This window comes from Azoarcus sp. PA01 (assembly GCA_001274695.2).
Lineage (GTDB): Bacteria > Pseudomonadota > Gammaproteobacteria > Burkholderiales > Rhodocyclaceae > Aromatoleum.
On the sequence record LARU01000004.1, the window covers coordinates 1,255,096 to 1,280,760 of the forward strand.

Below are 25,665 nucleotides of genomic sequence, written 5' to 3' on the forward strand. Positions count from 1 at the left end.
GCCATGATCACGACCGACCACCAACCGAACCTCGTCTCCGTCGCCGTATTCGGCGAATTCACCCTCGCCGACTACAAGGAGTTCGAAGAGATCGTCAATTACAAGGTGCAGTTCGAAGGCCCGGTCAACCTGCTCTTCGACCTGCGCCAGATGGCCGGCTTCACGCTGGATGTCGCCTGGGAAGAAATCAAGTTCTCGCGTCGCCACGCGCGGGATTTCCGCCGCATCGCGGTGCTGACCGAAGACCAGTGGCTGACCTGGAGCGCGTGGATCTCGCAACTCTTCGTCGACGCCGAAGTGCTTGTGTTTGCCGATGAAACCGAAGCGCGCAGCTGGCTGGAGGCGGCCGCGGAGCCCGCGCAGTGAACGCTTCGTACGGCACGCTGATCGCCGCCCGCGAGCTGGCGGATCACCTCGACGACCCCGACTGGCGTATCGTCGATTGCCGGCATGATCTCGCCGACCCGGGCTTCGGGCGGGCGGCGTACGAGCGCGGCCACTTGCCGGGCGCGCATTTCCTGCATCTCGACGAAGACCTGTCGGGCCGCATGACCGGTACCAACGGCCGCCACCCCCTCCCCGATCCGGCCGACTTCGCCGCCCGGATCGGGCACCTCGGCATCGGCAACGACACCCAGGTCATCGCTTACGACGACGCCGGCGGCATGTTCGCCGCGCGGCTGTGGTGGATGATGCGCTGGCTCGGCCACCGCCGCGTCGCGGTGCTCGACGGCGGACTCGTCGCGTGGTGCGCCGCAGGGCAGGCGCTGACGAACAAAACTCCATCCGTCCGGCCGACGACTTTCTCGCTTTCGCTGCAACCCGCCGTCGTCGACGCCGCCTTCGTGCTCGACCACCTCTACACCGGCGACATCATGCTCATCGACGCCCGTAGCCCGGACCGTTTTCGCGGCGAGAACGAAACGCTGGACCCGGTCGGTGGCCACATTCCGGGAGCGAAAAACCGGTTTTTCCGCGACAACCTCATCGGGGGCGGCTGTTTCAAGCAGGCTTCGGTGCTGCGCGAGGAGTTCGGCACGCTGCTGAAGGGGCGCGACGCGCACCGCGTCGTCCACCAGTGCGGATCGGGCGTCACCGCGTGCCACAACCTGCTGGCAATGGAGTCGGCGGGCCTGTCCGGGTCGCGGCTCTACGCCGGCTCGTGGAGCGAGTGGTGCGCCGACCCGCGCCGCCCGATCGCGACCGGTCCGGAGGAATAGCACGCGCGGCACCGGGACAAACGCGCCGCGCTCCCGGAACACTGTGCCGTCCGTTATTAACCCGGCAACGATTGCATTTGATTGCCGCCTTGATAGCTCCCGCGACGGCGACGGGGCTTCAGAATTTCTCGACCCACGGACGCAGGTCCATTTCCTGCGTCCACGCGCTGCGCGGCTGGCAATGCAGCTGAAAATAGGCTTCCGCGATCGCTGACGGGTCGAGCATGTCGTCGCTCGCTTCTGCGCTGTGTTCGATGCTGGACGCCGGGCGAATGCGCCCGTCGATGATCACGTGCGCGACGTGGATGCCTTTCGGCTGCAGCTCGCGCGCCATGCTCTGGGCGAGCGCGCGCAGGCCGAACTTCCCGACCGCGAGGTTGTGGAAACCCGCGCTGCCGCGCAGGCTCGCCGTCGCGCCGGTGAAGAGGATCGTGCCGCCGCGCCCGCCGCGCTCGAGCCGTTCAAGCATCGAGCGGGCCGCTGCGCGCCCGACGAGAAAACCGCCCATGCACCCGACGCGCCAGCAGCGCTCGAACTCTTCGGCAGTGGTTTCGACAAGGCCTCGTGGCACGAAGGCGCCGGCGTTGTAGATCACGACGTCCGGCTCGCCGAACTCGGCGCGCACCTGGCTGAAGAAGTCCTCGACGGATTTCTCCTTGCCGGCATCGCACGAATACGCTTTCGCGCCATGCCCGATCGCCGCGCACTCCATCGTCAACGACTCGAGCCGCGCGACGTCGCGGGCCGCCATCGCGACGTTCATCTCCGCCTTGCCGAAACGCCGTCCGAGCGCGCAGCCCAGTCCCGGCCCGGCCCCCACGATCACTGCAAGTTTGCGCTGCTGCTCCATGTCCGCCTCCTCCGCATCGCGGCGCTCGTCCGGGCGCATCGCGTCTGCCTGAAGCTTAGTTCACGAAAAAAGGCTGCGCAGCGCAGCGGCCGGAACGCTGTGCCGGCGCTCGCTACCAGTCGAGCTTTTCGACTTGGCCGAGCGAACGTCCGAGGAAACGTTCACCGATCGTCTGGAAGCGCAGCGGCACGTCGGTGACGACGAACCGGTACGCGGCTTCACCCGGATCGGTGTTGGCGAGGCCGAGCGCGTGCAGTTTCGCCGCGGCGAGTTCCGCGGTCGTCAGCGCGGAGTCCACGAGCCGCACGCCCGGCCCGACGACGTCGCGCAGCAGCGGCTTCAGCAACGGGTAATGCGTGCAGCCGAGCACGAGGCTGTCGACTTCCTCGGCGAGCACCGGCTTGAGGTATTCCTGGGCGGTCAGCCGCGTCACCGGATGATCGAGCCAGCCTTCTTCGACGAGCGGCACGAACAGCGGACAGGCTTGCGAATAGACGCGCGCGCTGGAGTCGAGCGCATGGATGCGGCGCGCGTAAGCGTTGCTATTGACCGTCGTCGGCGTGCCGATGACGCCGATGCCGCGACTGCGCGACTGCGCGACCGCAGCCTGTGCTCCGGCTTCGATGACATCGAGCACCGGGATGCGGCCCGCCCGCTGCCGCACGGTTTCGGCCGCGACCGCCGCCATCGTGTTGCACGCCACGATCAGCATCTTGACGTCCTGCTGCAGCAGGAACTCGGCGATCTGCTCGGTAAAGTGCCGGATCGTCGCGACCGACTTGACGCCATATGGAACGCGCGCGGTGTCGCCGAAATAGACGATATGTTCGAGCGGCAGCCGTTCCATCAGCGCGCGCACGACCGTGAGCCCGCCGATGCCGGAATCGAAGACGCCTATTGGTCGCGAAGAATTCACGAGGAAGCCCGGGACGGTTGGAAGCGCGGCATTCTAGCCGTAATCGGTCCGGGGCAGACCGTGGCCTGCGTCGCCGGTCTTCCGCAGAGCCCGCTTCAGGCAGCGCCATGCTGCTTCAGCGCCCAGGCGACGTGCTCGCGCACCAGCGCCGAAGGGTCATCGGCGCGCGACCGGAGCGCGGCGACGATGTTGGGCGATGTGGGAGCATTGCCGAGCGCCACGGCGAGATTGCGCGACCAGCATTCGAAGCCGATGCGGTAGATCGCGCTGCCCGCCATGCGCACCGAGAAATCCGCCTCGCTCCAGCCGAACAGTTCCACCAGGCTCGCACGGTCGAGGCCGTGGCGCGGCGCGAAATCGGGCTCCGCGGTGAGCTGCGCGAAGCGGTTCCACGGGCATACCAGCTGGCAGTCGTCACAGCCGTAGATGCGATTGCCGATCAGCGCTCTCAGCTCCTCCGGGATCGCCCCTTTGAGCTCGATCGTCAGGTACGAGATGCAGCGCCGCGCGTCGACCCGGTACGGCTCCACGATCGCTCCGGTCGGACAGGCGTCGAGGCAGGCCCGGCACGAGCCGCAATGAGGCTGCGCCGGCGCATCGACCGGCAGCGGCAGGTCGGTGAAGATCTCGCCGAGAAAAAAGAACGAACCGGCCGAGCGGTCGAGCGTGAGCGTGTGCTTGCCACGCCAGCCCAGGCCCGCGCGCGTCGCGAGTTCGACTTCGAGCACCGGCGCGGAGTCGACGAACACGCGGTAGCCGTGCGGCGCCTCCGCAGCGATGCGCTCGGCGAGCTTCTGCAGGCGTGAGCGCATCAGCTTGTGGTAGTCGCGGCCGAGCGCGTAGCGGGACACATACGCGTGCGTAGGCTCATTGAGCGCAGCTTGCGCCTCAGCTGCGTGCGGCCAGTAGTTCATCCGGACGCTGATGACGCGCAGCGTGCCCGGAAGCAATTCAGCCGGGCGCGCCCGCTTCATGCCGTGGTGGGCCATATAATCCATCTCGCCGTGAAAACCGCTGGCGAGCCACGCCGCCAGACCAGGCTCGGCGCCGGCAAGATCGACGTCCGCGATGCCGACGGCGGCGAAACCCAGTTCCCTGGCCCATATGTTCAGCTGCTCCGCAACGGTCGCGAGCGATTCGCGCGGCGCAGCGTGCCCGGAGGCACCCTGATGATTCGAATTCTTCACGCCGCAGATGATAGCGGCTGCGGGTTCATCGCGCAGCTCGATGACGAAACCAACACCGAAGCTGCCGGCGCGGCGCTCGCGCCGGCCCTGCATGCCGGGTTGGTGATTTATCTGCGAGGGGATCTCGGCGCCGGGAAGACGACGCTGGTTCGCGGCGTGCTGCGCGCACTCGGTCACACCGGAAAAGTAAAAAGTCCGACCTACACCTTGATTGAACCTTATGTTCTTTCTAGATTAAACTTATATCACTTTGATTTTTATCGCTTCGCAGTGCCGGAAGAATATCTGGAAGCAGGACTCGACGAGTACTTCGGCGGCCTCGGCGCGTGCCTCGTGGAATGGCCCGATAAAGCCAGTCCCTATCTCGCACCGGCGGACGTGGAAGTGCGCCTCGTCGTCGCCGGCACGGGTCGGCGCCTCGAGGCCGCTGCGCTGACGGAGGCAGGACGGACATGTACAAGAAAACTGAACTCGGAACTGAACCGGCCCGCTCCGTGACGTCCGCCACGCCGAAATTCGGCCGGCGCGACGTTCTGAAGTTCGCCGGCGGCGCCCTTGTGCTGCTCGTGAGTCCGGTCGCCGCGGCCGCGAGCCTCGTCGCGGTGCGCGTCTGGCCCGCCGACGATTACACCCGCATCACGCTCGAAGGCAGCCGCCAACTGAAGTTCAGCCACCTCCTCGTCAAGGATCCCGACCGCCTCGTCGTCGATCTCGAAGATATCGAACTCGACAGCGTGCTGCAGACCTTGCCCTCCAAGGTGCTCGAGTCCGATCCGTATATCCGCCTGATCCGCGCCGGGCAGAATCGTCCCGGCGTCGTGCGGCTGGTCGTCGAACTGAAGAACGAGATCACTCCGCAGATATTCACGCTCCAGCCGGTCGGCGATTACCGCCACCGCCTGGTGCTCGATCTGTATCCGACCGTGCCGGTCGACCCGCTGCTCGCGCTGATCGAGAAATCCTCGCCGCTCGATGCTGCCGCCGGCGATGCCGTGGCTGCGCGAAGCGGCGACGCGCCAGTGCAGCAGGCCGTGCAGGACAGGGCAAAGCGCCAGAAGCGTCCGCCCGCGAACCGGCTGCTCACCGTCGCGCTCGATCCCGGCCACGGCGGCGAGGATCCCGGCGCGGTCGGGCGGCGCGGCAGCTTCGAAAAAAACGTCACGCTGTCGATCGCCCGCCGGCTGAAGCGGAAGATCGACGCCGAGACGAACATGCGCGCGGTGCTGACGCGCGACGGCGATTATTTCGTGCCGCTTCGCCAGCGGGTGACGCGGGCACGGCGCGTACAGGCCGACCTCTTCGTGTCAATCCACGCCGACGCGTTCGTCCGCCCCGAAGCGCGCGGCAGCTCGGTGTTCGTGCTGTCGGAAAGCGGCGCGTCGAGTTCGGCCGCGCGCTGGCTCGCGCAAAAGGAAAACGACGCCGACCTGATCGGGGGCGTGAATCTCGCGAAACAGGAAGGCCATCTCGCACGCACGCTGCTCGATCTGTCGCAGACGGCGACGATCAACGACAGCCTGAAGCTCGGCAAAGCCGTGCTGAACGAGCTCGGCGACATCAATACGCTGCACAAGGCGCACGTCGAACAGGCCGGATTCGCGGTGCTGAAGGCGCCGGACATCCCGTCGATCCTCGTCGAGACCGCGTTCATCAGCAACCCGGAGGAAGAGCGGCGCCTGAACGACGACGCGTATCAGGACAAAATGGCCGAAGCGATCATGCGCGGCCTGCGTCGCTACTTCAAGGACAACCCGCCGCTCGGCCCGACCCGGGTCGCGCAGCTGGACTGACCGGCGCGAACCGCCAGAGCGCTCGCGTTGCCGTTATAATTACCGCTTTTTCGGGCGGTCATGCAGGTTTTTCGCGGGATTCCGGAGCGCGCGGCGCAGTCCTCGGTCCTCACCATCGGCAATTTCGACGGGGTGCACCGCGGCCACCAGGCGCTGCTCAAGCTGCTCACCGACAAGGCCCGTGCGCTGGCCCTGCCGGCGGTGGTGCTCACGTTCGAACCTCATCCGCGTGAATACTTCTCGCCGGCCGACGCTCCGGCACGCCTCGCGTCGCTGCGCGAAAAGCTGCTGCTGCTCGCCAGCTGCGGTGTCGATCGTGTCCACGTCTGCCGTTTCGACGCGCGCCTCGCGGCACTGACCGCCGACCAGTTCATCGACGACATCCTGGTGCGCGGCCTCGGCGTGCGGCACCTGATCATCGGCGACGACTTCCGTTTCGGCGTGAAGCGCCAGGGCGACTTCGCGTTGCTGCAGGCCCGCGGCGCCAGCCATCGGTTCGCAGTCGAAGCGATGCCGACGCTGGATGTCGGCGGAGAACGCGCGTCGAGCTCGGCGGTGCGGGAAGCGCTCGCACAAGGCGATCTCGCCCATGCCGCGCGGCTGCTGGGCCGGCCTTACAGCATTGCCGGGCGTGTCGTGCACGGCGACAAGATCGGCCGCACGCTCGGCTATCCGACCGTGAACATCCAGATGAAACACCGCCGGCCGGCGCTGTCGGGCGTGTTCGCGGTCGCGGTCGAAGGACTCGCCGCGGAACCCGTCGCAGGCGTCGCGAGCATCGGTGTGCGGCCGACGATAACCGCTGCGGGGCGGCCGACGCTTGAAGTCCATCTCTTCGACTGGGACCGTGACTGTTACGGCGCCCACCTGCGCGTCCATTTCCTCAACAAGCAGCGCGACGAAACCAAGTTCGAATCGCTCGACGCCCTCATCGCCCAGATTGCCCGGGACGCGGAAAACGCGCGCGCCTGGTTCGCACAACACCCGATTCGCCCCTGAGGCCGAAAACACCACCATGGCTGATTACCGCAAGACCCTGAACATGCCAGACACCCCGTTCCCGATGCGCGGCGATCTCGCGAAGCGCGAACCGGGCTGGGTTGCCGACTGGCAGGCGAAGAAGCTGTACCAGAAGATCCGCAACGCGGCGGCCGGACGGCCGAAGTTCATCCTGCACGACGGCCCGCCGTACGCGAACGGCGACATCCACATCGGCCACGCGGTGAACAAGATCCTCAAGGACATCATCGTCCGCTCGAAGACGCTCGCCGGTTTCGACGCGCCGTACGTGCCGGGCTGGGACTGCCACGGCCTGCCGATCGAGCACCAGATCGAGAAGCAGCACGGCAAGCACCTGCCGGCCGATCGGGCCCGGGAACTGTGCCGCGAGTACGCCGCAGAGCAGATCGAGCGGCAGAAGAAGGACTTCATCCGCCTCGGCGTGCTCGGCGACTGGGACAACCCGTACCGGACGATGAACTTCTCGAATGAAGCGGACGAAATCCGCGCGCTCGGCGATCTGCTCCGCAAAGGTTTCCTGTTCAAGGGGCTGAAGCCCGTCAACTGGTGCTTCGACTGTGGTTCGGCACTCGCCGAAGCCGAAGTCGAGTACCAGGACAAGAAATCGCCCGCGATCGATGTCGGCTTCCCGCTTGCCGACAGCGAACGTGACAAGCTCGCGCGCGCTTTCGGCCTCGATTCCCTGCCGGAGCAGCCCGTCCACATCGTGATCTGGACGACGACGCCCTGGACGATCCCGTCCAACCAGGCGCTCAACGTGCATCCCGAACTGATGTACGAACTGCTTGAAACGCCGAAAGGCCTGCTGATCCTCGCTGCCGAACTGCGCGCATCGGCCCTCGAACGCTACCAGCTCGAAGGTCGCGTGCTCGCTGCCGCCCGGGGCGTCGCGCTCGACCGCATCAACTTCCGCCACCCGTTCTACGACCGCCTCTCGCCCGTGTTCCTCGGCGACTACGTCGCGGCCGATGCCGGTACGGGCATCGTGCATAGCGCGCCGGCCTACGGCCTCGACGACTTCCAGTCCTGCATGCGCTACGGCATGCGCAACGACGACATCCTCAACCCGGTGCAGGGCGACGGCGTGTTCCACGAAAGCCTGCCTTTTTTCGGCGGCCTGTCAGTGTGGGACGCGAACCCGAAGATCGTCGACAAGCTCGCCGAAGTCGGCAGCCTGTTCGCCTCGGGCACGCTGACGCACAGCTACATGCACTGCTGGCGCCACAAGACGCCGGTGATCTACCGTGCGACGACGCAATGGTTCGTCGGCATGGACCGCCTGCCGGGGCGGGAAGCGGTCGAGCCGGGGAGCGCGACGCTGCGCGAACTGGCGCTGAAAGCCGTCGACGAGACGCAGTTCTACCCCGCGTGGGGCAAGGCGCGGCTGCATTCGATGATCGCGAACCGACCGGACTGGTGCGTGTCGCGCCAGCGCAACTGGGGTGTGCCGATCCCGCTGTTCCTGCACAAGGAAACCGGCGAACCGCACCCGCGCTCGCTCGAACTGCTCGAGCAGGTCGCGCAGCGCGTCGAACGGCACGGCATCGACGCCTGGTTCAAGCTCGACGCGGCGGAACTGCTCGGCAGCGACGTCGCGCAGTACGAAAAGATGTGCGACACGCTCGACGTCTGGTTCGACTCCGGCACGACGCACCGGACGGTGCTGCGCGGCTCGCACGCTGCCGACAGCCGCTGGCCGGCGGACCTCTACCTCGAAGGCTCGGACCAGCACCGCGGCTGGTTCCACTCGTCGCTCCTGACCGGCTGCGCGATCGACGGGCGTGCTCCGTACGACGCATTGCTGACGCACGGCTTCGTCGTCGATGGCCAGGGCAAGAAGATGTCGAAGTCGAAAGGCAACGTCGTCGCGCCGCAGGAAGTCTCGGACAAGCTCGGCGCCGAGATCCTGCGCCTGTGGGTCGCCGCGACCGATTATTCGGGTGAGCTCACGATCTCGAAGGAGATCCTCGACCGTGTCGTCGAAGTCTATCGCCGCCTGCGCAACACGCTGCGCTTCCTGCTCGCCAACACTGCCGACTTCGACATCGCCCGCCACGCCGTGCCGGTCGAGCAGTGGCTGGACATCGACCATTACGCGCTCGCGTTGACTCGCCGCCTGCAGGAGCAGGTCACGGGGGATTACGCGCGCTTCGAGTTCCACAAGATCGTGCAGGCGCTGCAGAACTTCGCCGCCGAGGATCTCGGGGCGTTCTACGTCGACATCCTCAAGGATCGCCTGTACACGACGCAGGCCGACTCCCGCGCGCGCCGGGCCGCCCAGACCTCGCTGTGGCACATCACGCAGGCGATCACCCGGATGATGGCGCCCATCCTGAGCTTCACCGCCGAGGAGATCTGGCGGGTGACCGGCAACGACGCCGACGGCAGCGTGATGCTGCACACCTGGCACGAATTGCCCGAACTCGCGGCCAGCAATGAGATTCTCGCTCGCTGGGAGCTGATCCGCAGCGCGAGGGCCGAGGTGCAGAAAGTGCTCGAAAGCCTGCGCAGCGACGGCAGGATCGGCGCTTCGCTGCAGGCCGAAGTGCGCGTGCGCGCGAGCGGGGCGCGTTTCGATGCGCTCGCGAGCGTCGGCGCCGATCTGCATTTCGTGCTGATCACGTCCCGCGCGGAACTGGTGCGCGTCGAAACCGACGCCGATGAAGGCGTCGACGCGGTGCCCTCGAGTCACCAGAAGTGCGGCCGCTGCTGGCATTTCCGCGAAGACGTCGGCGCCGATGCCGATCACCCCGAGCTGTGCGGCCGCTGCTGCACGAACCTCCATGGCGCCGGGGAAAGTCGCACGCATGCCTGAACCGTTTCGGGAAGCCGCGCCGATTGCACCGCACGGGCTGACGCGACGTTTCTTCGGTTGGCTCGGCTTGGCTGCGCTGGTCGTGGCGCTGGACCAGCTCGTGAAATGGCTGGTGCTGTCACGGCTCGACTTCGGCGAGGCGGTGCGCGTCACGGACTTCTTTCAGCTCGTCCTGGTCTATAACCCGGGCGCGGCATTCAGCTTTCTTGCCGACCATTCCGGGTGGCAGCGCTGGTTCTTCGTTGTGCTCGCGCTCGTCGTCTGTGGCTGGCTGCTCGCGATGCTGCGCGATCACCAGCGCGAACGCGCGCTGCCGCTGGCGTTCAGCCTCATCATTGGCGGAGCGGTCGGCAATGTCATCGACCGGCTCGTGCATGGGGCAGTGGTCGATTTTCTCTACTTCCATATCGGCCGCCACGGCTGGCCGGCCTTCAACGTCGCCGACTCCGCGATCACTGTCGGCGTCGCCGTGATGCTGTGGGCGCAATTTCGCTCACCCCGCGATGCCTCGCGCGACACATCCACTTCGGAGAACCCCTCGTGACCCAGATCGTCCAACCCGACAGCCTGGTGACGCTGCACTACCGCATCGCCATGGAAAACGGCCAACCGCTGATCAGCACTTTCGAAGGCACGCCCGCGACGCTGCAGCTCGGTGCCGGAGAACTGCTTCCGAGCCTCGAGCGGGTGCTCGCCGGCCTCGAAGTCGGCAAGCACCAGTTGTTCACGCTCGCGCCCGAAGAGGCGTTCGGCCCTCACAATCCTGAGCTGATCGAGCGTGTGAAACGGGAGCACATGCCGGAAGAAGAGATCGAACCGATGACGATCATGGAGTTCAGCGCCCCCAACGGTTCCCGCTATTCGGGCCTCGTGCGGGAAATCAACGACGCGTTCGCGGTCGTCGATTTCAACCACCCGCTCGCCGGCAAGACGATCCGCTTCGAAGTGGAAGTGATCGGCGTTCTTTGAGCGCCCGAACGCGAAGCTCCGAGCCCAGCCACCCCAGGGAACAGTCATGGACGACAAGGAAATCCTGCTCGCGACTCCGCGCGGCTTCTGTGCGGGCGTCGAGCGCGCGATCGAGATCGTCGAGCAGGCGCTCGCCCGTTTCGGTGCGCCGATCTACGTACGTCATGAAGTCGTGCATAACAAGTTCGTCGTCGACGGGCTTCGCGCGAAAGGCGCGATTTTCGTCGAAAACCTCGACGAAGTGCCGACCGGCCAGACCGTGATCTTCAGCGCGCACGGAGTGCCGCAGGCCGTGCGCAGCGAAGCGGCAAGGCGCGGCCTGCGAGTCTTCGACGCGACCTGTCCGCTCGTGACCAAGGTTCATCTGGAAGTCGCCCGCATGCGCGAGCAGGGGCGCGAGATCGTGATGATCGGACACAAGGGCCACCCCGAAGTCGAAGGGACGATGGGACAGGTCGGTGACGGCATCCACCTCGTCGAGGTCGTCGAGGACGTCGCAAAGCTGAAAGTCGCCGACCCGCAGCAGCTCGCGTACGTCACGCAAACGACTTTGTCGGTCGACGACGCCGCGACGCTCGTCGCCGCACTGCGGGCGCGTTTCCCGGCGATTGTCGGCCCGAAGAAAGACGACATCTGCTACGCGACGCAGAACCGCCAGGACGCGGTCAAGTTCATGGCGCCGCGGGTCGATATCGTGTTCGTCGTCGGCTCGCGCAACAGCTCGAACTCGAACCGCCTGCGCGAAGTCGCCGAACTGCTCGGGGTGCCGGCGTATCTCGTCGATAACGCCGCCGGCATCGACCCGGCATGGCTCGAAAACAAGAAACGCGTCGGCGTCACGGCCGGCGCGTCGGCACCGGAAGTGCTCGTCGATGCAGTCGTCGAACGCCTCAAGGAGTTGGGAGCAAGCTCGGTGCGCACGCTTGAAGGAGTGCCCGAGCGCGTAACCTTCCCGCTGCCGCGCGAGCTTCAGACTCCGGACTGAACTCCCGCCGGCGCGCGGCTCGGCCGTTCACCGCGCGCGACCGCCGGACGCGGTGGCGGCCGCACTCAGAGATGCGGCCCGAGGATGCGCCGGTAGAACTCGTGGAAATGCCGCATCCCGTCCTCGAGCGGCGACTGATACGGCCCGACCTCGTCGCGCCCTTCCTGCAGCAACGCCCGGCGACCCCGGTCCATGCGCTCGCCGATGTCGTCGTCCTCGATCGCGGTTTCCATGTAGGCAGCCTGTTCGGCAGCGACGAACTCGCGTTCGAACTCGACAATATCCTCAGGGTAGTAAAACTCGACGACGTTGGTCGTCCTGTTCACGTCGCGCGGCACCAGCGTGCTGACGACGAGCACGTGCGGGTACCACTCCACCATCACGTTCGGGTAATACGTCAGCCAGATCGCGCCCTGGGCCGGCCGGCTGTCGCCGTAGTAGGCGAGGATCGCCTCATGCCACGTCCGGTATGCCTCGGAACCGGGCTTCGCGAGCGAAGTGATGCCGACACGCTGCACCGAGTACCAGTCGCCAAATTGCCAAGACAGGTCGTCACAGCTAACGAAGCGTCCCAGGCCAGGGTGGAAGGGCACGACGTGGTAATCCTCGAGGTACACCTCGATAAAGGTCTTCCAGTTGTAATTGCACTCGTGAATCTCGACCCGATCGAGCTTGAAGCCCGAAAAGTCGAGTTCCGGCGCCACCTCCATTCCGGCCAGGTCGGCGCGGGCCGAGCGCGGACCGGCGAACAGCAGGCCACGCCAGTTTTCCAGCGCATCACGCTTGAGGTCGAGGCACGGATTCTCGGGGAAACGCGGCGCACCGAGCAGGCGGCCCTGCTGGTCGTACGTCCAGCGATGGACCGGGCAGACGATCCGTTCGGCACTGCCCGCACCTTCCAACATGATTGCCTGGCGATGCCGGCAGACGTTCGACAGGCGATGGATGCCGTCGTGCGTGCGAAACAGCAACTTGGAGTGATCCAGCCATTCCAGAGAGCGATAGTTTCCGACTTCCGGTACCATCAACTCGTGGCCGACATATCCCGCCCCGCCCTGGAACAACAGGCGCTTCTCGAGTTCGAAGATTTTTTCGTCGAAGTACATCGAAACCGGCAACTGGGAAATCGCCGGGGCCGTTTTGGCCTTGAATGCGAGATCGGACATCCCCGAACCTCCCCTGTAAATTCCAAGAAATTCGGAAAAATGAGCGGATGATTCTATTCGAGAAGTTGTTTGACCGCCAGTAGCCCGATCGGTTACTTTTCCCCCTTTTATTTTGCACGGCTTCGAGTCATGGCCAAGGCCCCAACTGCGCCAAAATCCTTCGAATCCGCCATTGCCGAACTCGAAGCGATTGTTCAGGAAATGGAAAGCGGAGCGATCTCGCTCGAGCAGGCGCTGGAACGGTATCAACGCGGCGCCAACCTGCTGAAACACTGTCAGGAAACTCTGCAAGCCGCTGAACAGCGGGTGCGCCAGCTGGAAAACGATGTTCTGGCGCCGTTGAATCCGGCTGAAGACATGAGGGACCAGGAATGAGCCACACGAATTTTTTGGCCTGGATGGAAGCCATCCAGCGACGCTCGGAAACCGCGCTGGAAAATCTTCTCCCCGACGCGAACATCGCTCCCGCCCGGCTTCACGAAGCGATGCGCTACGCCGTGCTCGGCGGCGGCAAGCGCATCCGACCGCTGCTCGTCCATGGGGCAGGAGGTCTCGTCGGTGCTGCTGCTGAGCGGCTGGACAAAGTTGCCTGCGCCGTCGAGCTGATTCACGCCTATTCCCTGGTCCACGACGACTTGCCCTGCATGGACAATGACGTGCTGCGGCGCGGGAAACCGACCGTGCATGTCGAATACGACGACGCGACGGCGTTGCTCGTGGGGGACTCCCTGCAGGCGCTCGCCTTCCAGTCCCTCTCCGAGCACCTGCTCACCGAGGACCCGTCGCAGCAGCTGGCGATGGTCGCCCAGCTCGCGCGCGCGTCCGGCTCGCGAGGCATGGCGGGCGGACAGGCGATCGACCTTGCGGCGGTCGGCAAACAGCTCAGCCGCGAAGAGCTCGAATACATGCATATCCACAAGACCGGCGCGTTGATCCGGGCTTCGGTACTGCTCGGAGCGGCGTGCGGCACGAGACTCGACGCCGACCTCATGGAACGCCTCGATCACTACGGCAAGCTCGTGGGCCTGCTGTTCCAGGTCGTCGACGATATCCTCGATACCCAGTCGGACACGGCGACGCTCGGAAAAACAGCCGGCAAAGATGCCGACAACAACAAACCGACTTACGTAACTCTCCTCGGCATGACGGAAGCGCGCGTGCTCGCCGAATCGCTGCTTGCCGACGCCCGTGAAGCTCTCGCGCCTTTCGGACTCGAGGCCGCCAGACTCGACGAACTCGCCACTTTCATCGTCCATCGAAGATTCTGAATTTCCGATTCCGCCGGACCTGCACATGCCCCCGTACCCCCTGCTTCACCGCATCGACTCACCGTTTGATCTGCGCAAGCTGGACCGTCGCGAACTCCCGGCACTCGCCGCGGAGCTGCGCGAATTTCTGATCGAGTCGGTCTCGAAGACCGGCGGACACCTGTCTTCCAACCTCGGCACGGTCGAGCTGTCGATCGCGCTGCACTACGTTTTCGACACGCCGGACGACCGCATCGTGTGGGACGTGGGTCACCAGACCTACGGACACAAGATCCTCACCGGCCGACGCGAGGCAATGAGCAGGCTGCGCCAGTTCGGCGGAATCTCGGGCTTCCCGCGCCGCTCGGAAAGCAGCTACGACACGTTCGGCACCGCGCACTCGTCGACGTCGATTTCGGCTGCGCTGGGAATGGCGGTGGCCGCACGCGACCGCGGCGAGCAACGGCGTTCGATTGCGGTGATCGGCGATGGCGCAATGTCGGCGGGCATGGCCTTCGAAGCCCTGAACAATGCCGGAGACATGCGCGACATCAACCTGCTGGTGATTCTCAACGACAACGAAATGTCGATATCACCTCCGGTCGGCGCGCTGACGAAGATCCTCGCCCGCATGTTTTCGGGGCGAACCTACAATGCCGCGCGCCGTGCCGGCGAAAAAGTGCTCGGTGTGTCCCCGCCGATGCTCGACTTCGCCCGCAAGGTCGAAGAGCATGTGAAGGGGCTGATCACTCCGGGAACGCTGTTCGAGGAGTTCGGCTTCCATTATTACGGCCCCATCGATGGGCATGACCTCGACGCCCTGCTCCCGACGCTGCAGAACCTGCGCAAGCTCAACGGTCCGCACTTCCTGCACGTCATCACGCGCAAGGGACAAGGGTACAAGCTCGCCGAAGCGGATCCCGTCCTCTACCACGGGGTCTCGACATTCGACCATACCGCGGGCATCCAGACCGCCAAAGGCGCCGCCAAGCTCACGTACACGCAGGTGTTCGGAGACTGGCTGTGCGACATCGCCGCCCAGGATCAAAAAGTCGTCGGCATCACTCCGGCGATGCGAGAGGGCTCGGGGATGGTGCGCTTCGCGCAGGAGTTCCCGGATCGCTACTATGACGTAGGGATCGCCGAGCAGCACGCGCTGACATTCGCCGCAGGCCTCGCATGCGAGGGCTTCAAGCCCGTCGTGGCGATCTATTCGACCTTCCTGCAACGCGCCTACGACCAGCTCATCCACGACATCGCGTTGCAAAACCTCCCGGTGGTGTTTGCGATCGATCGCGCCGGACTCGTCGGGGCCGACGGGGCCACGCATCACGGAGCCTTCGACCTCTCCTATCTCGGCTGCATTCCCAACCTTGTCGTCATGGCGCCTGCCGATGAAAACGAGTGCCGGCAGATGCTCTACACGGCTTACCGCCACAACGGGCCAGCGGCGGTGCGCTACCCCCGCGGCAGCGGAATGCAGGTGGAGCCGGAAACCGCGATGGCGGCGCTGCCGATTGGCAAAGGCGAGGTCCGTCGAAACGGCCAGCGCATTGCGCTGCTCGTCTTTGGCAGTCTTCTCCTCAATGCACTGCAGGCCGCCGAGCAGCTCGACGCGACGGTGGCCAACATGCGTTTTGTCAAACCGCTCGACGTCACGCTTATCGAGGAACTGGCCGCTCGCCACGATCTCATCGTCACCCTCGAGGAAAACGCCGTTGTCGGAGGCGCTGGATCAGAGGTGGCGAGAGTGCTGGAAAACCTGCAAAACCGCCCCCGGCTGCTGCGCCTCGGCTTGCCGGACGCCTTCATCGACCACGGAGACCAGTCCCAGCTCCTCGAGTCGGTCGGACTTGACGCTCCGGGAATTGTGGCGTCAATAAGGCGCGCCCACCCTGACAATAGTTGAGTGTTTTTGTCGGGAATGATAGGATTCACTACCGGCTTCACCAGAGAACAGCAGATGACTTCACACCAGGCTCAGGCCATTCCCGACGTCCAGAATCTCAACGACAGCCGGAAACTGGCCATCGACAAAGTCGGCATAAAGTCCATTCGTCATCCAGTGCGAGTCAGCGACAAGAACGGCGGCGTGCAGCACACGATTGCCGTTTTCAACATGTACGTCGGCCTCCCCCATAATTTCAAGGGGACTCACATGTCGCGCTTCATTGAGATCATCAACGGGAACGAGCGGGAGATTTCAGTCGAGTCGATTGAGCCGATGCTGCGTGAAATGGTCAAGCGCCTTGAAGCCGAGACGGGTCAGATCGAGCTTACCTTCCCCTATTTCATCAACAAATCCGCCCCGATCTCCGGCGTTCAGAGCCTCATGGACTATGAGGTCACGTTTACCGCCGAAATACGGGAAGGCGGCGCATACAGTTTCACGATGAAGACCGTCGTACCGGTAACGAGCCTGTGCCCGTGCTCGAAAAAGATCTCGGAATATGGCGCTCACAATCAGCGCTCTCACGTCACCGTCACTGCTCAAACGAACAGCTTCCTCTGGATCGAAGAGCTCGTGCAGCTCGTCGAAAGTCAGGCTTCCTGCCAGCTCTACGGCCTGTTGAAGCGCCCTGACGAGAAATACGTGACCGAGCACGCGTACGACAATCCAAAGTTCGTCGAGGATATGGTTCGCGACGTTGCCGGTCTTCTCAATACCGAGCCGCGAGTCGACAGTTACCGGGTGGAATCCGAAAACTTCGAATCCATCCACAATCATTCGGCGTATGCGCTGATCGAATGTGACAAGCGCGTCGGTGCTGGCGCGCCCTGAAGCGCGCACCGATTATCGAAACGGCGTAGTCGCCCCCACTTCATCGGCCACGCCCTCGCTGCTGCAAGGGAGGGAAGACCTGTCAGTCCCTGGCGGGGAGATAGATCTCCGCATGGCCTTCGAGTACCACTTTTCCGGCCACCGTACAGACAGTATCAAAGAACGCACGGCGCTTGTGCGTCACGAGTTCGCGCACCGTCACACGCGCAACGACCGTCTCGCCGACTTTGACCGGCGCCTTGAAGTTCATCGACTGCCCGAGATAGATGCACCCCGGTCCCGGCAGCTTGGTACCGAACACTGCGGAAATGAAGCTCGCCGACAGCATCCCATGAGCGATTCGTTCACCAAACATCGTCGACGCCGCAAATTCGGCATCGAGGTGAACGGGATTCGTATCACCCGAAACACCGGCAAAAATAGCGATATCCGCCTCGGTTACGGTGCGCCCGACCGCCGCTGACATACCTACTTTCAGGTCCTCGAAAGCATGACCGTAGCACTGTGAAAAATCGCGGACCGCTTCACTCATCTTGCATCCCGTTTTAGCTCGTTGATAACATGAAATCCGACGACGACCTGCATGATTGCTCGCTGTCGAATTAGGTTATCCGAGCATATCCGAAATTCCGAAGACATTCTGTACCGGGATCTGATGATCCTGCTGCCGGTACTTGGTAGGCCAATGCGACGCGAGCCACCGAAATGCCGGACGCACGGCAGGCCGAGATCCACCGCCTGCTTGAATGCTTCACTGTGAGTGCGTCGGCCTCGGCGCGGGATGACGACGTCCACACTGTCCACGAAAGAAAAGGTCGTGGCCACGATCTTCAGTGGCTAGGGAGCCGGGAGGAGTATCCAACCGGCCATCTCATCTTGACGGCCGGTAACGCGGATCAGCAGGCGCCGGATTGGGGCTGCCAGCGATGCGGCAGCAACTCGCTGATCCGGCTGACCGGTTGGGTCGGCAGCCGGGCGAGGACGTCCTTCAGATAGGCATACGGATCGTGGCCGTTGAGCTTGGCCGACTGAATCAGGCTCATGATCGCCGCCGCCCGCTGGCCGGCGCGCAGGCTGCCCGCGAATAGCCAGTTCCCACGGCCGAGGGCCACCGGCCGGATTCGATTCTCGATCCAGTTGTTGTCGATCGGCACCCGGCCGTCGTCAAGATAGTGGGTCAGTGCCGCCCATCGATTCAGGCTGTAATCGATGGCCTTGGCCGTCGCCGAACCGGTTGGCACGCGTTGTCGTTGCGTCATCAGCCAAGTATGCAAGGCATCGGCGATCGGTCGCGCTTTCGCCTGTCGTATTCGGAGCCGTTCATGGGCGGTCAGGTCGGCCACGTCGCGCTCGACGCCGTAGATCTGGCCGAAGATCTCGAGCGCTTCGCCGGCAATCTGGCTCTGGTGGTTGGCATGCAGGTTGAAGAAGCGTCGCCTCGCATGGGCCATGCATCCTGCTTCGGTGATCCCGTGGGCAAACAGGGCGTTATAGGCCGCGTAATCGTCGCAGACCAGCGTCCCTCGCCAGTCGCCGAGGAAGGCTTTCGCGTGCTTGCCCGCCCGGCTGTCAGCAAAGTCGTAGATCACCGCCTTCATCGTTTCGAAGACCGGCGTGCCGTAACTCCATAAATACGCCCGATGCGTCTTGCCGGCACCGGGATTGAGCATCGCCACCGGCGTCTCGTCGGCATGCAATACCGGACGCTCGAGCAACGCCTCCTTGAGAGCGTCGACCAGCGGTTGCAGCGCGACGCCGGTTACGCCGACCCACTGGCCGAGCGTCGAGGGCGGAATCGTCATGCCGGACCGATCGAGGATGCCGCTCAGCCGATACAAGGGTTGATGATCGGCGAACTTGGCGACCATCACGTGCGCCAGCAGGCCGACGGTCGGAATGCCCTTGTCGATCACTTGCGCCGGCACCGGGGCCTGGATCAGCGTCTCGCACTGGGCACAGACCCACTTGCCGCGAATGTGCCGCTCGACGGTGAACACGCCCGGCGTGTAGTCGAGCTTCTCGGCGATATCCTCGCCGATGCGCTTGAGCTGACAGCCGCAGGGGCAGGTCCTCTGCTCCGGTTCGTGGTGGATGTCGTGGCGTGGCAAATGCGGCGGCAGCGGCTGCCGACGCGGCTTGGCTTTCTCGTCCGGTGGCTTCGGACTCGACAGCTGTTCGAGTTCTGTTTCGATTGCGGCGAGGTCGGTGTCGACGGTTTCCTCGAACAGTCGCGCCTGCTCGGCCGACAGCTGCTCGGATCGGGCACTGAACCGCCAGCGCTTGTGCAACGCCAGTTCATGCGTGAGCTTGTCGATCTTGGCCTGACGCCAGTTCAGCTCGTGATCCTTCTGGCCGATCAGCGCCGCTTGCTGGCTGACTTCGGCGGCCAATTCCTGCACCAGGTGGCGCAGTTCATCCGCATTCAGTTCGTCAAGCCGGGCAGGAAGAAGCATGCGGGCATGATGCCCGCCCTGATGCTCGTTGGCTATTAGGGTAGGTCAGAATTGCCGCGGCTCACAGCACCCGGATGATGCCGTCGTCGCCGATCCGCTGCCACGGCAGCCCCAGCACCAGGGCGTCGAACTGCGCCCGACTCAGCGTCGCCGTCGTCTCGCCGGCCGGCCAATGGAAGCGCCCCTGTTGGAGTCGGCGCGCCGCCAGCCAGATGCCGAAGCCGTCATGGACCAGCACCTTCATTCGGTTGCCTCGACGGTTGGCGAAGAGGTAGGCATGGTGCGGCCGCGCTTCACCGAACACCTGAACGACCCGACCCAGCACCGTATCGGTACCGGCCCGCATGTCCAGCGCCTGCACCGCCAGCCAGACCGCGTCGATCCGGATCATCGAAGCCACTCACGCAGCCAGGCGCCGCATTCGCCGGCCGCCTGCACAGGCCACTCGATGCGCACCGTCGTGTTGCCCCGGCAAAGCTCGATGCGGATGTCCGGGGGCGATGCCGGCGCAACGTGGAGCGGAACAAATTCGGAAACGGCAGCCTGCAATGCACCCCGCCGCACGCTTTGGCCTGGCGGCCTCACGCCGCGCTTGGCCATCCATTTCCTCACCAGGTTGGCATTCACGCCGTTGGCCAGCGCCACCCCAGCCACCGACGCGCCAGGCTCGCCGCACGCCTGAACAACCGCCTGCCGAAATTCCTCGCTGTGCTGCCGCTTCTGGCGTTGCGGTTTCGCAATCTCCATGATGGTGTCCACGATCAGTTGATGGTGGACACCATCCTCCTCAATCGCGGCGCTCCATCACAGATGACTTCGCCGGGTGCTTACTGTGCGCCGGCCTCGGCGCGGGATGACGACGTCCATAGTGACCAGGAAAGAAAAGTTTGTTGACACTGTCTTCAAGGGGCAGCGGAACGGGAGAAGGCGTGTTCTTCAGGGGCTTACTGCGGCCGGGCGGCGCGGGCGTGTCGTGGCTGGGTTGGGCGGCAGGTGGACAGCAAAAAGCCGCTTTCCGGTTCGGGAAAGCGGCTTTTCGGGTGAAGAGTTAGTCTGACGATGACCTACTTTCGCACCCGCATGGGCACTATCATCGGCGCGGTCCTGTTTCACGGTCCTGTTCGGGATGGGAAGGGGTGGTACCAGGATGCTATGGTCGTCAGACTGTAAGGGGTAACAAAGCGGAGAAGCGAAGTGTGTGGGGGAGGTGTGAGGCGTTTTTTTCGGTGAGTCGTCACGCGGTGTTCGATCCAGGGTTATAGGATCAAGCCTCACGGGCAATTAGTATCGGTTAGCTCAACGCATTGCTGCGCTTCCACACCCGACCTATCAACGTTGTGGTCTTCAACGACCCTTCAGGGGGCTCGAGGCCCCGGGGAAGTCTCATCTTGAGGCGAGTTTCCCGCTTAGATGCTTTCAGCGGTTATCTCTTCCGCACTTAGCTACCCGGCGATGCGACTGGCGTCACAACCGGTACACCAGGGGTGCGTCCACTCCGGTCCTCTCGTACTAGGAGCAGGTCCTCTCAAACTTCCAGCGCCCACGGCAGATAGGGACCAAACTGTCTCACGACGTTTTAAACCCAGCTCACGTACCACTTTAAATGGCGAACAGCCATACCCTTGGGACCGGCTACAGCCCCAGGATGTGATGAGCCGACATCGAGGTGCCAAACTCCGCCGTCGATGTGAACTCTTGGGCGGAATCAGCCTGTTATCCCCAGAGTACCTTTTATCCGTTGAGCGATGGCCCTTCCATACAGAACCACCGGATCACTATGACCTGCTTTCGCACCTGCTCGACTTGTCGGTCTCGCAGTCAAGCCGCCTTTTGCCATTGCACTATCAACACGATGTCCGACCGTGTCTAGGCGACCTTCGTACTCCTCCGTTACCTTTTGGGAGGAGACCGCCCCAGTCAAACTGCCTGCCATGCACGGTCCCCGACCCGGATTCACGGGCCAAGGTTAGAACCTCAACGACACCAGGGTGGTATTTCAAGGTTGGCTCCACGGAAACTGGCGTTCCCGCTTCACAGCCTCCCACCTATCCTACACAAGTCCCGTCAAAGTCCAATGCAAAGCTACAGTAAAGGTTCATGGGGTCTTTCCGTCTTGCCGCGGGGAGATTGCATCTTCACAAACATTTCAACTTCGCTGAGTCTCAGGAGGAGACAGTGTGGCCATCGTTACGCCATTCGTGCAGGTCGGAACTTACCCGACAAGGAATTTCGCTACCTTAGGACCGTTATAGTTACGGCCGCCGTTTACCGGGGCTTCGATCAAGAGCTTGCACCCCATCACTTAACCTTCCGGCACCGGGCAGGCGTCACACCGTATACGTCCACTTTCGTGTTTGCACAGTGCTGTGTTTTTAATAAACAGTCGCAGCCACCGATTCTCTGCGGCCCCTTCGCCCTTCGGCTGTTCGCCTACAAGCTAGCGGGGCATACCTTCTCCCGAAGTTACGGTATCAATTTGCCGAGTTCCTTCTCCTGAGTTCTCTCAAGCGCCTGGGTATTTTCTACCTGCCCACCTGTGTCGGTTTGCGGTACGGTCGCTCTTAGACTGAAGCTTAGAGGCTTTTCCTGGAAGCATGGTATCAACCACTTCGGGCTCAAAGAGCCCTCGTCATCACGCCTCAGCTTAGCCCCGCGGATTTGCCTACGGGGCACGCCTACACGCTTAAACCGGGACGTCCAACACCCGGCTGGCCTAACCTTCTCCGTCCCCCCATCGCATCTAAGAGCGGTACGGGAATATTGACCCGTTTCCCATCGACTACGCATTTCTGCCTCGCCTTAGGGGCCGACTCACCCTGCGTCGATGAACGTTGCGCAGGAAACCTTGGGCTTTCGGCGAGGGTGCTTTTCACACCCTTTATCGCTACTCATGTCAGCATTCGCACTTCCGATACCTCCAGCATCCCTCTCGAGACACCTTCGCAGGCTTACGGAACGCTCCCCTACCATCTCTTGCGAGATCCGCAGCTTCGGTTCATGGCTTGAGCCCCGTTACATCTTCCGCGCAGGACGACTCGACTAGTGAGCTATTACGCTTTCTTTAAAGGATGGCTGCTTCTAAGCCAACCTCCTAGCTGTCTGGGCCTTCCCACTTCGTTTCCCACTTAGCCATGTATTTGGGACCTTAGCTGGCGGTCTGGGTTGTTTCCCTCTTGTCCCAGGACGTTAGCACCCCAGGACTGTCTGCCGTATATCACTTTGCGGTATTCGGAGTTTGCTATCGCGGGGTAGATCGCAGTGACCCCCCAACGATTACAGTGCTCTACCCCCGCAAGTGTCCGTACGACGCACTACCTAAATAGTTTTCGGGGAGAACCAGCTATTTCCGGATTTGTTTAGCCTTTCACCCCTATCCACAGCTCATCCCCTAATTTTTCAACATTAGTGGGTTCGGACCTCCAGTGCGTGTTACCGCACCTTCATCCTGGCCATGGATAGATCATCCGGTTTCGGGTCTACGCCCAGCAACTCAATCGCCCTTGTCAGACTCGGTTTCCCTACGCCTCCCCTATTCGGTTAAGCTCGCTACTGAACGTAAGTCGCTGACCCATTATACAAAAGGTACGCAGTCACCCCACAAAGGAGGCTCCCACTGTTTGTATGCATGCGGTTTCAGGATCTATTTCACTCCCCTCCCGGGGTTCTTTTCGCCTTTCCCTCACGGTACTGGTTCACTATCGGTCGATCACGAGTATTTAGCCTTGGAGGATGGTCCCCCCATCTTCAGACAGGATTTCTCGTGTCCCGCCCTACTTGTCGCACGCTCAGACCCGCCAGCCACTTTTCGCATACGGGACTATCACCCTGTATCGTCGGACTTTCCAGACCGTTTTGCTAAGTAATTGGTTTAGTCGTGCAGGCTCCTCCCCGTTCGCTCGCCACTACTTGGGGAATCTCGGTTGATTTCTGTTCCTGCGGCTACTTAGATGTTTCAGTTCGCCGCGTTCGCCTCCACACGCCTATGTATTCAGCGCGGGATACTCCAAAAGGAGTGGGTTTCCCCATTCGGACATCGGGGGATCAAAGCTCCATTGCCAGCTCCCCCCCGCTTTTCGCAGGCTTGCACGTCCTTCATCGCCTGTGATCGCCAAGGCATCCACCACATGCACTTAGTCGCTTGATCCTATAACCATGGACCCTGTCGCCAGGGTGCACCGTCATAGACGAACTCACGCTTGTGCGCACTCACCTGCGCTGGTTCAAAGCGCAGGTGAATGCAAAAAATGCAATCACACCAACCCATGCAACAGCGCGCCTTGCGGCCCACTGTCGCACACTTTACTTCTTCCACTTTGTTAAAGAACACTGGCACTAGGCCTAAGCACTACGCACCGTCCGTGCGCACTGCTTAGCCCTACTCTCGAGCCCACCCGATGAGGCGGTGGTGGAGGATGACGGATCGAACCGTCGACCCCCTGCTTGCAAAGCAGGTGCTCTCCCAGCTGAGCTAATCCCCCCCTGTCCTGCGGCGGTGGTGGGTCTGGTTGGGTTCGAACCAACGACCCCCGCCTTATCAAGACGGTGCTCTAACCAGCTGAGCTACAGACCCTCATGCCTGCGAGGCGCTCGTTGCCTGAACAACCGATAAGTTGTGGATACTGCGGCCGCCGCGGCCGTCTTCTCTTGAAAGGAGGTGATCCAGCCGCACCTTCCGATACGGCTACCTTGTTACGACTTCACCCCAGTCATGAATCTCACCGTGGTAAGCGCCCTCCCCGAAAGGTTAAGCTACCTACTTCTGGTGAAACCCACTCCCATGGTGTGACGGGCGGTGTGTACAAGACCCGGGAACGTATTCACCGCAGCATGCTGATCTGCGATTACTAGCGATTCCGACTTCACGTAGTCGAGTTGCAGACTACGATCCGGACTACGATCGGCTTTGTGGGATTGGCTCCACCTCGCGGCTTGGCAACCCTCTGTACCGACCATTGTATGACGTGTGAAGCCCTACCCATAAGGGCCATGAGGACTTGACGTCATCCCCACCTTCCTCCGGTTTGTCACCGGCAGTCTCGCTAAAGTGCCCAACCTAATGATGGCAATTAGCGACAAGGGTTGCGCTCGTTGCGGGACTTAACCCAACATCTCACGACACGAGCTGACGACAGCCATGCAGCACCTGTGTCCTGGCTCCCGAAGGCACTCCTCGATCTCTCGAGGATTCCAGGCATGTCAAGGGTAGGTAAGGTTTTTCGCGTTGCATCGAATTAATCCACATCATCCACCGCTTGTGCGGGTCCCCGTCAATTCCTTTGAGTTTTAACCTTGCGGCCGTACTCCCCAGGCGGTCGACTTCACGCGTTAGCTGCGTTACTCAGGAAGTTACCTTCCCGAACAACTAGTCGACATCGTTTAGGGCGTGGACTACCAGGGTATCTAATCCTGTTTGCTCCCCACGCTTTCGTGCATGAGCGTCAGTATCGGCCCAGGGGCTGCCTTCGCCATCGGTGTTCCTCCACATATCTACGCATTTCACTGGCTACACGTGGAATTCCACCCCCCTCTGCCGTACTCTAGCCGTGCAGTCACAAGCGCAGTTCCCAGGTTAAGCCCGGGATTTCACACCTGTCTTACACAACCGCCTGCGCACGCTTTACGCCCAGTAATTCCGATTAACGCTCGCACCCTACGTATTACCGCGGCTGCTGGCACGTAGTTAGCCGGTGCTTCTTCTGACAGTACCGTCATCCACGCAGGCTATTGACCCGCGCGATTTCTTTCCGTCTGAAAGAGCTTTACAACCCGAAGGCCTTCTTCACTCACGCGGCATGGCTGGATCAGGCTTGCGCCATTGTCCAAAATTCCCCACTGCTGCCTCCCGTAGGAGTCTGGGCCGTGTCTCAGTCCCAGTGTGGCTGATCATCCTCTCAGACCAGCTACGGATCGTCGCCTTGGTAGGCCTTTACCCCACCAACTAGCTAATCCGACATCAGCCGCTCCAATCGCGCGAGGCCCGAAGGTCCCCCGCTTTCCCCCTCAGGGCGTATGCGGTATTAGCTACGCTTTCGCGTAGTTATCCCCCACGACTGGGTACGTTCCGATGCATTACTCACCCGTTCGCCACTCGCCGGCAGGCCGAAGCCCCGCTGCCGTTCGACTTGCATGTGTAAAGCATGCCGCCAGCGTTCAATCTGAGCCAGGATCAAACTCTTAAGTTCAATCCAACAAAGTACTCAAAGAATCTCTACTGACTTCCGTGAGCACTCAATCTTTGCAATGCCGAATCCACCCGAAGGCGATT

General features: G+C 62.7%; 21 protein-coding genes, 2 tRNA genes and 3 rRNA genes. 13 read left to right on the top strand and 13 right to left on the bottom strand.

The window, feature by feature from the left end:
- The first annotated feature begins 3 nt into the window (after positions 1–3).
- Together PA01_18120 and PA01_18125 are read left to right on the top strand one after the other, a co-directional pair.
- Positions 4–366, top strand: coding sequence for an STAS/SEC14 domain-containing protein (locus tag PA01_18120; GenBank protein KON80298.1), 363 nt, complete (start codon positions 4–6; stop codon positions 364–366).
- Entirely contained in the window at positions 363–1,220 is an 858-nt protein-coding gene (locus tag PA01_18125) for a sulfurtransferase (GenBank protein ID KON80299.1), read from the top strand. Before PA01_18120 ends, PA01_18125 begins: the two co-directional genes overlap by 4 nt.
- 118 nt (positions 1,221–1,338) lie before the next feature.
- On the opposite strand, the gene PA01_18130 is transcribed toward PA01_18125, so the two are convergent.
- The 3 genes from PA01_18130 to queG all read right to left on the bottom strand — a co-directional run bounded on the left by PA01_18130 (position 1,339) and on the right by queG (position 4,173).
- Positions 1,339–2,070 carry an SDR family NAD(P)-dependent oxidoreductase gene (locus tag PA01_18130; protein KON80435.1) on the bottom strand — a complete coding sequence of 244 codons (732 nt, stop codon included), beginning with the start codon at positions 2,068–2,070 and terminating at the stop codon, positions 1,339–1,341.
- A gap of 112 nt (positions 2,071–2,182) precedes the next feature.
- On the bottom strand, positions 2,183–2,986 hold the full coding sequence (murI, locus tag PA01_18135; protein KON80300.1) for a glutamate racemase: 804 nt from the start codon (positions 2,984–2,986) through the stop codon (positions 2,183–2,185).
- Between the two features lie 95 nt (positions 2,987–3,081).
- The gene (gene queG / locus PA01_18140; protein KON80436.1) at positions 3,082–4,173 is read right to left on the bottom strand and encodes a tRNA epoxyqueuosine(34) reductase QueG; all 1,092 of its coding nucleotides are present in this window, start codon (positions 4,171–4,173) and stop codon (positions 3,082–3,084) included.
- Here queG and tsaE point away from each other — a divergent pair.
- From tsaE to ispH, 7 genes are read left to right on the top strand one after another with little or no spacing between them, the layout of a single operon-like run.
- On the top strand, positions 4,156–4,671 hold the full coding sequence (gene tsaE / locus PA01_19220) for a tRNA (adenosine(37)-N6)-threonylcarbamoyltransferase complex ATPase subunit type 1 TsaE (protein KAI5912378.1): 516 nt from the start codon (positions 4,156–4,158) through the stop codon (positions 4,669–4,671). The two genes, queG and tsaE, sit on opposite strands and share 18 nt — an antisense overlap.
- A complete protein-coding gene (locus PA01_18145) occupies positions 4,626–5,963 on the top strand; it encodes an N-acetylmuramoyl-L-alanine amidase (GenBank protein KON80301.1) in 1,338 nt (445 codons plus the stop codon). The genes tsaE and PA01_18145 overlap by 46 nt, the downstream gene beginning before the upstream one ends.
- A gap of 60 nt (positions 5,964–6,023) precedes the next feature.
- Positions 6,024–6,962 (top strand): bifunctional riboflavin kinase/FAD synthetase, encoded by a 939-nt coding sequence (locus PA01_18150; GenBank protein KON80302.1) that lies wholly within the window; start codon positions 6,024–6,026, stop codon positions 6,960–6,962.
- A gap of 16 nt (positions 6,963–6,978) precedes the next feature.
- On the top strand, positions 6,979–9,798 hold the full coding sequence (ileS, locus tag PA01_18155) for an isoleucine--tRNA ligase (protein KON80303.1): 2,820 nt from the start codon (positions 6,979–6,981) through the stop codon (positions 9,796–9,798).
- Positions 9,791–10,342, top strand: coding sequence for a signal peptidase II (lspA, locus tag PA01_18160; GenBank protein ID KON80437.2), 552 nt, complete (start codon positions 9,791–9,793; stop codon positions 10,340–10,342). Before ileS ends, lspA begins: the two co-directional genes overlap by 8 nt.
- Positions 10,339–10,767: an FKBP-type peptidyl-prolyl cis-trans isomerase gene (locus tag PA01_18165; GenBank protein ID KON80304.1), complete on the top strand. Its 429-nt coding sequence runs from the start codon at positions 10,339–10,341 to the stop codon at positions 10,765–10,767. Before lspA ends, PA01_18165 begins: the two co-directional genes overlap by 4 nt.
- Before the next feature lie 46 nt (positions 10,768–10,813).
- Complete coding sequence (gene ispH, locus PA01_18170) at positions 10,814–11,752, top strand: 4-hydroxy-3-methylbut-2-enyl diphosphate reductase (protein KON80305.1); 939 nt, start codon at positions 10,814–10,816, stop codon at positions 11,750–11,752.
- Between the two features lie 65 nt (positions 11,753–11,817).
- On the opposite strand, the gene PA01_18175 is transcribed toward ispH, so the two are convergent.
- Positions 11,818–12,918: an aromatic ring-hydroxylating dioxygenase subunit alpha gene (locus PA01_18175; protein KON80306.1), complete on the bottom strand. Its 1,101-nt coding sequence runs from the start codon at positions 12,916–12,918 to the stop codon at positions 11,818–11,820.
- A gap of 129 nt (positions 12,919–13,047) precedes the next feature.
- Between PA01_18175 and PA01_18180 the strand changes: the two genes are divergently transcribed.
- The 4 genes from PA01_18180 to folE2 are packed head-to-tail and all read left to right on the top strand — an operon-like array spanning position 13,048 to position 16,947.
- Positions 13,048–13,293, top strand: a complete 246-nt coding sequence (locus PA01_18180) for an exodeoxyribonuclease VII small subunit (protein ID KON80307.1) — start codon at positions 13,048–13,050, stop codon at positions 13,291–13,293.
- Positions 13,290–14,186: a polyprenyl synthetase family protein gene (locus PA01_18185; protein ID KON80308.1), complete on the top strand. Its 897-nt coding sequence runs from the start codon at positions 13,290–13,292 to the stop codon at positions 14,184–14,186. Before PA01_18180 ends, PA01_18185 begins: the two co-directional genes overlap by 4 nt.
- A 25-nt stretch (positions 14,187–14,211) precedes the next feature.
- Positions 14,212–16,074 (top strand): 1-deoxy-D-xylulose-5-phosphate synthase, encoded by a 1,863-nt coding sequence (gene dxs, locus PA01_18190; GenBank protein ID KON80309.1) that lies wholly within the window; start codon positions 14,212–14,214, stop codon positions 16,072–16,074.
- A 54-nt stretch (positions 16,075–16,128) separates the two neighbouring features.
- On the top strand, positions 16,129–16,947 hold the full coding sequence (gene folE2, locus PA01_18195) for a GTP cyclohydrolase FolE2 (protein KON80310.1): 819 nt from the start codon (positions 16,129–16,131) through the stop codon (positions 16,945–16,947).
- A gap of 82 nt (positions 16,948–17,029) precedes the next feature.
- On the opposite strand, the gene PA01_18200 is transcribed toward folE2, so the two are convergent.
- The 9 genes from PA01_18200 to PA01_18240 all read right to left on the bottom strand — a co-directional run bounded on the left by PA01_18200 (position 17,030) and on the right by PA01_18240 (position 25,582).
- Positions 17,030–17,479: a MaoC family dehydratase gene (locus PA01_18200; GenBank protein ID KON80311.1), complete on the bottom strand. Its 450-nt coding sequence runs from the start codon at positions 17,477–17,479 to the stop codon at positions 17,030–17,032.
- Between the two features lie 364 nt (positions 17,480–17,843).
- Positions 17,844–19,400, bottom strand: a complete 1,557-nt coding sequence (locus PA01_18205; GenBank protein ID KON80312.1) for an IS66 family transposase — start codon at positions 19,398–19,400, stop codon at positions 17,844–17,846.
- Positions 19,401–19,461: 61 nt separating this feature from the next.
- Positions 19,462–19,791 (bottom strand): IS66 family insertion sequence element accessory protein TnpB, encoded by a 330-nt coding sequence (gene tnpB / locus PA01_18210; GenBank protein ID KON80313.1) that lies wholly within the window; start codon positions 19,789–19,791, stop codon positions 19,462–19,464.
- Positions 19,788–20,159, bottom strand: coding sequence for a transposase (locus PA01_18215; GenBank protein ID KON80438.2), 372 nt, complete (start codon positions 20,157–20,159; stop codon positions 19,788–19,790). Before PA01_18215 ends, tnpB begins: the two co-directional genes overlap by 4 nt.
- Before the next feature lie 292 nt (positions 20,160–20,451).
- Positions 20,452–20,564, bottom strand: a 5S ribosomal RNA gene (gene rrf / locus PA01_18220).
- Between the two features lie 96 nt (positions 20,565–20,660).
- Positions 20,661–23,544: ribosomal RNA gene (locus PA01_18225) — 23S ribosomal RNA — on the bottom strand.
- A gap of 259 nt (positions 23,545–23,803) precedes the next feature.
- Positions 23,804–23,878 (bottom strand) — tRNA-Ala (locus PA01_18230).
- 15 nt (positions 23,879–23,893) lie between these two features.
- Positions 23,894–23,970 (bottom strand) — tRNA-Ile (locus PA01_18235).
- Positions 23,971–24,047: 77 nt separating this feature from the next.
- Positions 24,048–25,582: ribosomal RNA gene (locus tag PA01_18240) — 16S ribosomal RNA — on the bottom strand.
- The 16S, 23S and 5S rRNA genes sit together here with 2 tRNA genes alongside, the layout of an rRNA operon.
- Between the last annotated feature and the right edge of the window lie 83 nt (positions 25,583–25,665).

Excerpts from the sequence above, each read along its gene's own strand:
- PA01_18180 (KON80307.1), top strand. The coding sequence starts at position 13,048 with ATGGCCAAGGCCCCAACTGCGCCAAAATCCTTCGAATCCGCCATTGCC.
- ileS (KON80303.1), top strand. The coding sequence starts at position 6,979 with ATGGCTGATTACCGCAAGACCCTGAACATGCCAGACACCCCGTTCCCG.
- PA01_18120 (KON80298.1), top strand. The coding sequence starts at position 4 with ATGATCACGACCGACCACCAACCGAACCTCGTCTCCGTCGCCGTATTC.
- PA01_18200 (KON80311.1), bottom strand. The coding sequence starts at position 17,479 with ATGAGTGAAGCGGTCCGCGATTTTTCACAGTGCTACGGTCATGCTTTC.
- PA01_18130 (KON80435.1), bottom strand. The coding sequence starts at position 2,070 with ATGGAGCAGCAGCGCAAACTTGCAGTGATCGTGGGGGCCGGGCCGGGA.
- ispH (KON80305.1), top strand. The coding sequence starts at position 10,814 with ATGGACGACAAGGAAATCCTGCTCGCGACTCCGCGCGGCTTCTGTGCG.
- PA01_18205 (KON80312.1), bottom strand. The coding sequence starts at position 19,400 with ATGCTTCTTCCTGCCCGGCTTGACGAACTGAATGCGGATGAACTGCGC.
- PA01_18150 (KON80302.1), top strand. The coding sequence starts at position 6,024 with ATGCAGGTTTTTCGCGGGATTCCGGAGCGCGCGGCGCAGTCCTCGGTC.
- PA01_18145 (KON80301.1), top strand. The coding sequence starts at position 4,626 with ATGTACAAGAAAACTGAACTCGGAACTGAACCGGCCCGCTCCGTGACG.
- PA01_18185 (KON80308.1), top strand. The coding sequence starts at position 13,290 with ATGAGCCACACGAATTTTTTGGCCTGGATGGAAGCCATCCAGCGACGC.
- PA01_18175 (KON80306.1), bottom strand. The coding sequence starts at position 12,918 with ATGTCCGATCTCGCATTCAAGGCCAAAACGGCCCCGGCGATTTCCCAG.
- tnpB (KON80313.1), bottom strand. The coding sequence starts at position 19,791 with ATGATCCGGATCGACGCGGTCTGGCTGGCGGTGCAGGCGCTGGACATG.
- lspA (KON80437.2), top strand. The coding sequence starts at position 9,791 with ATGCCTGAACCGTTTCGGGAAGCCGCGCCGATTGCACCGCACGGGCTG.
- folE2 (KON80310.1), top strand. The coding sequence starts at position 16,129 with ATGACTTCACACCAGGCTCAGGCCATTCCCGACGTCCAGAATCTCAAC.
- tsaE (KAI5912378.1), top strand. The coding sequence starts at position 4,156 with ATGATTCGAATTCTTCACGCCGCAGATGATAGCGGCTGCGGGTTCATC.
- dxs (KON80309.1), top strand. The coding sequence starts at position 14,212 with ATGCCCCCGTACCCCCTGCTTCACCGCATCGACTCACCGTTTGATCTG.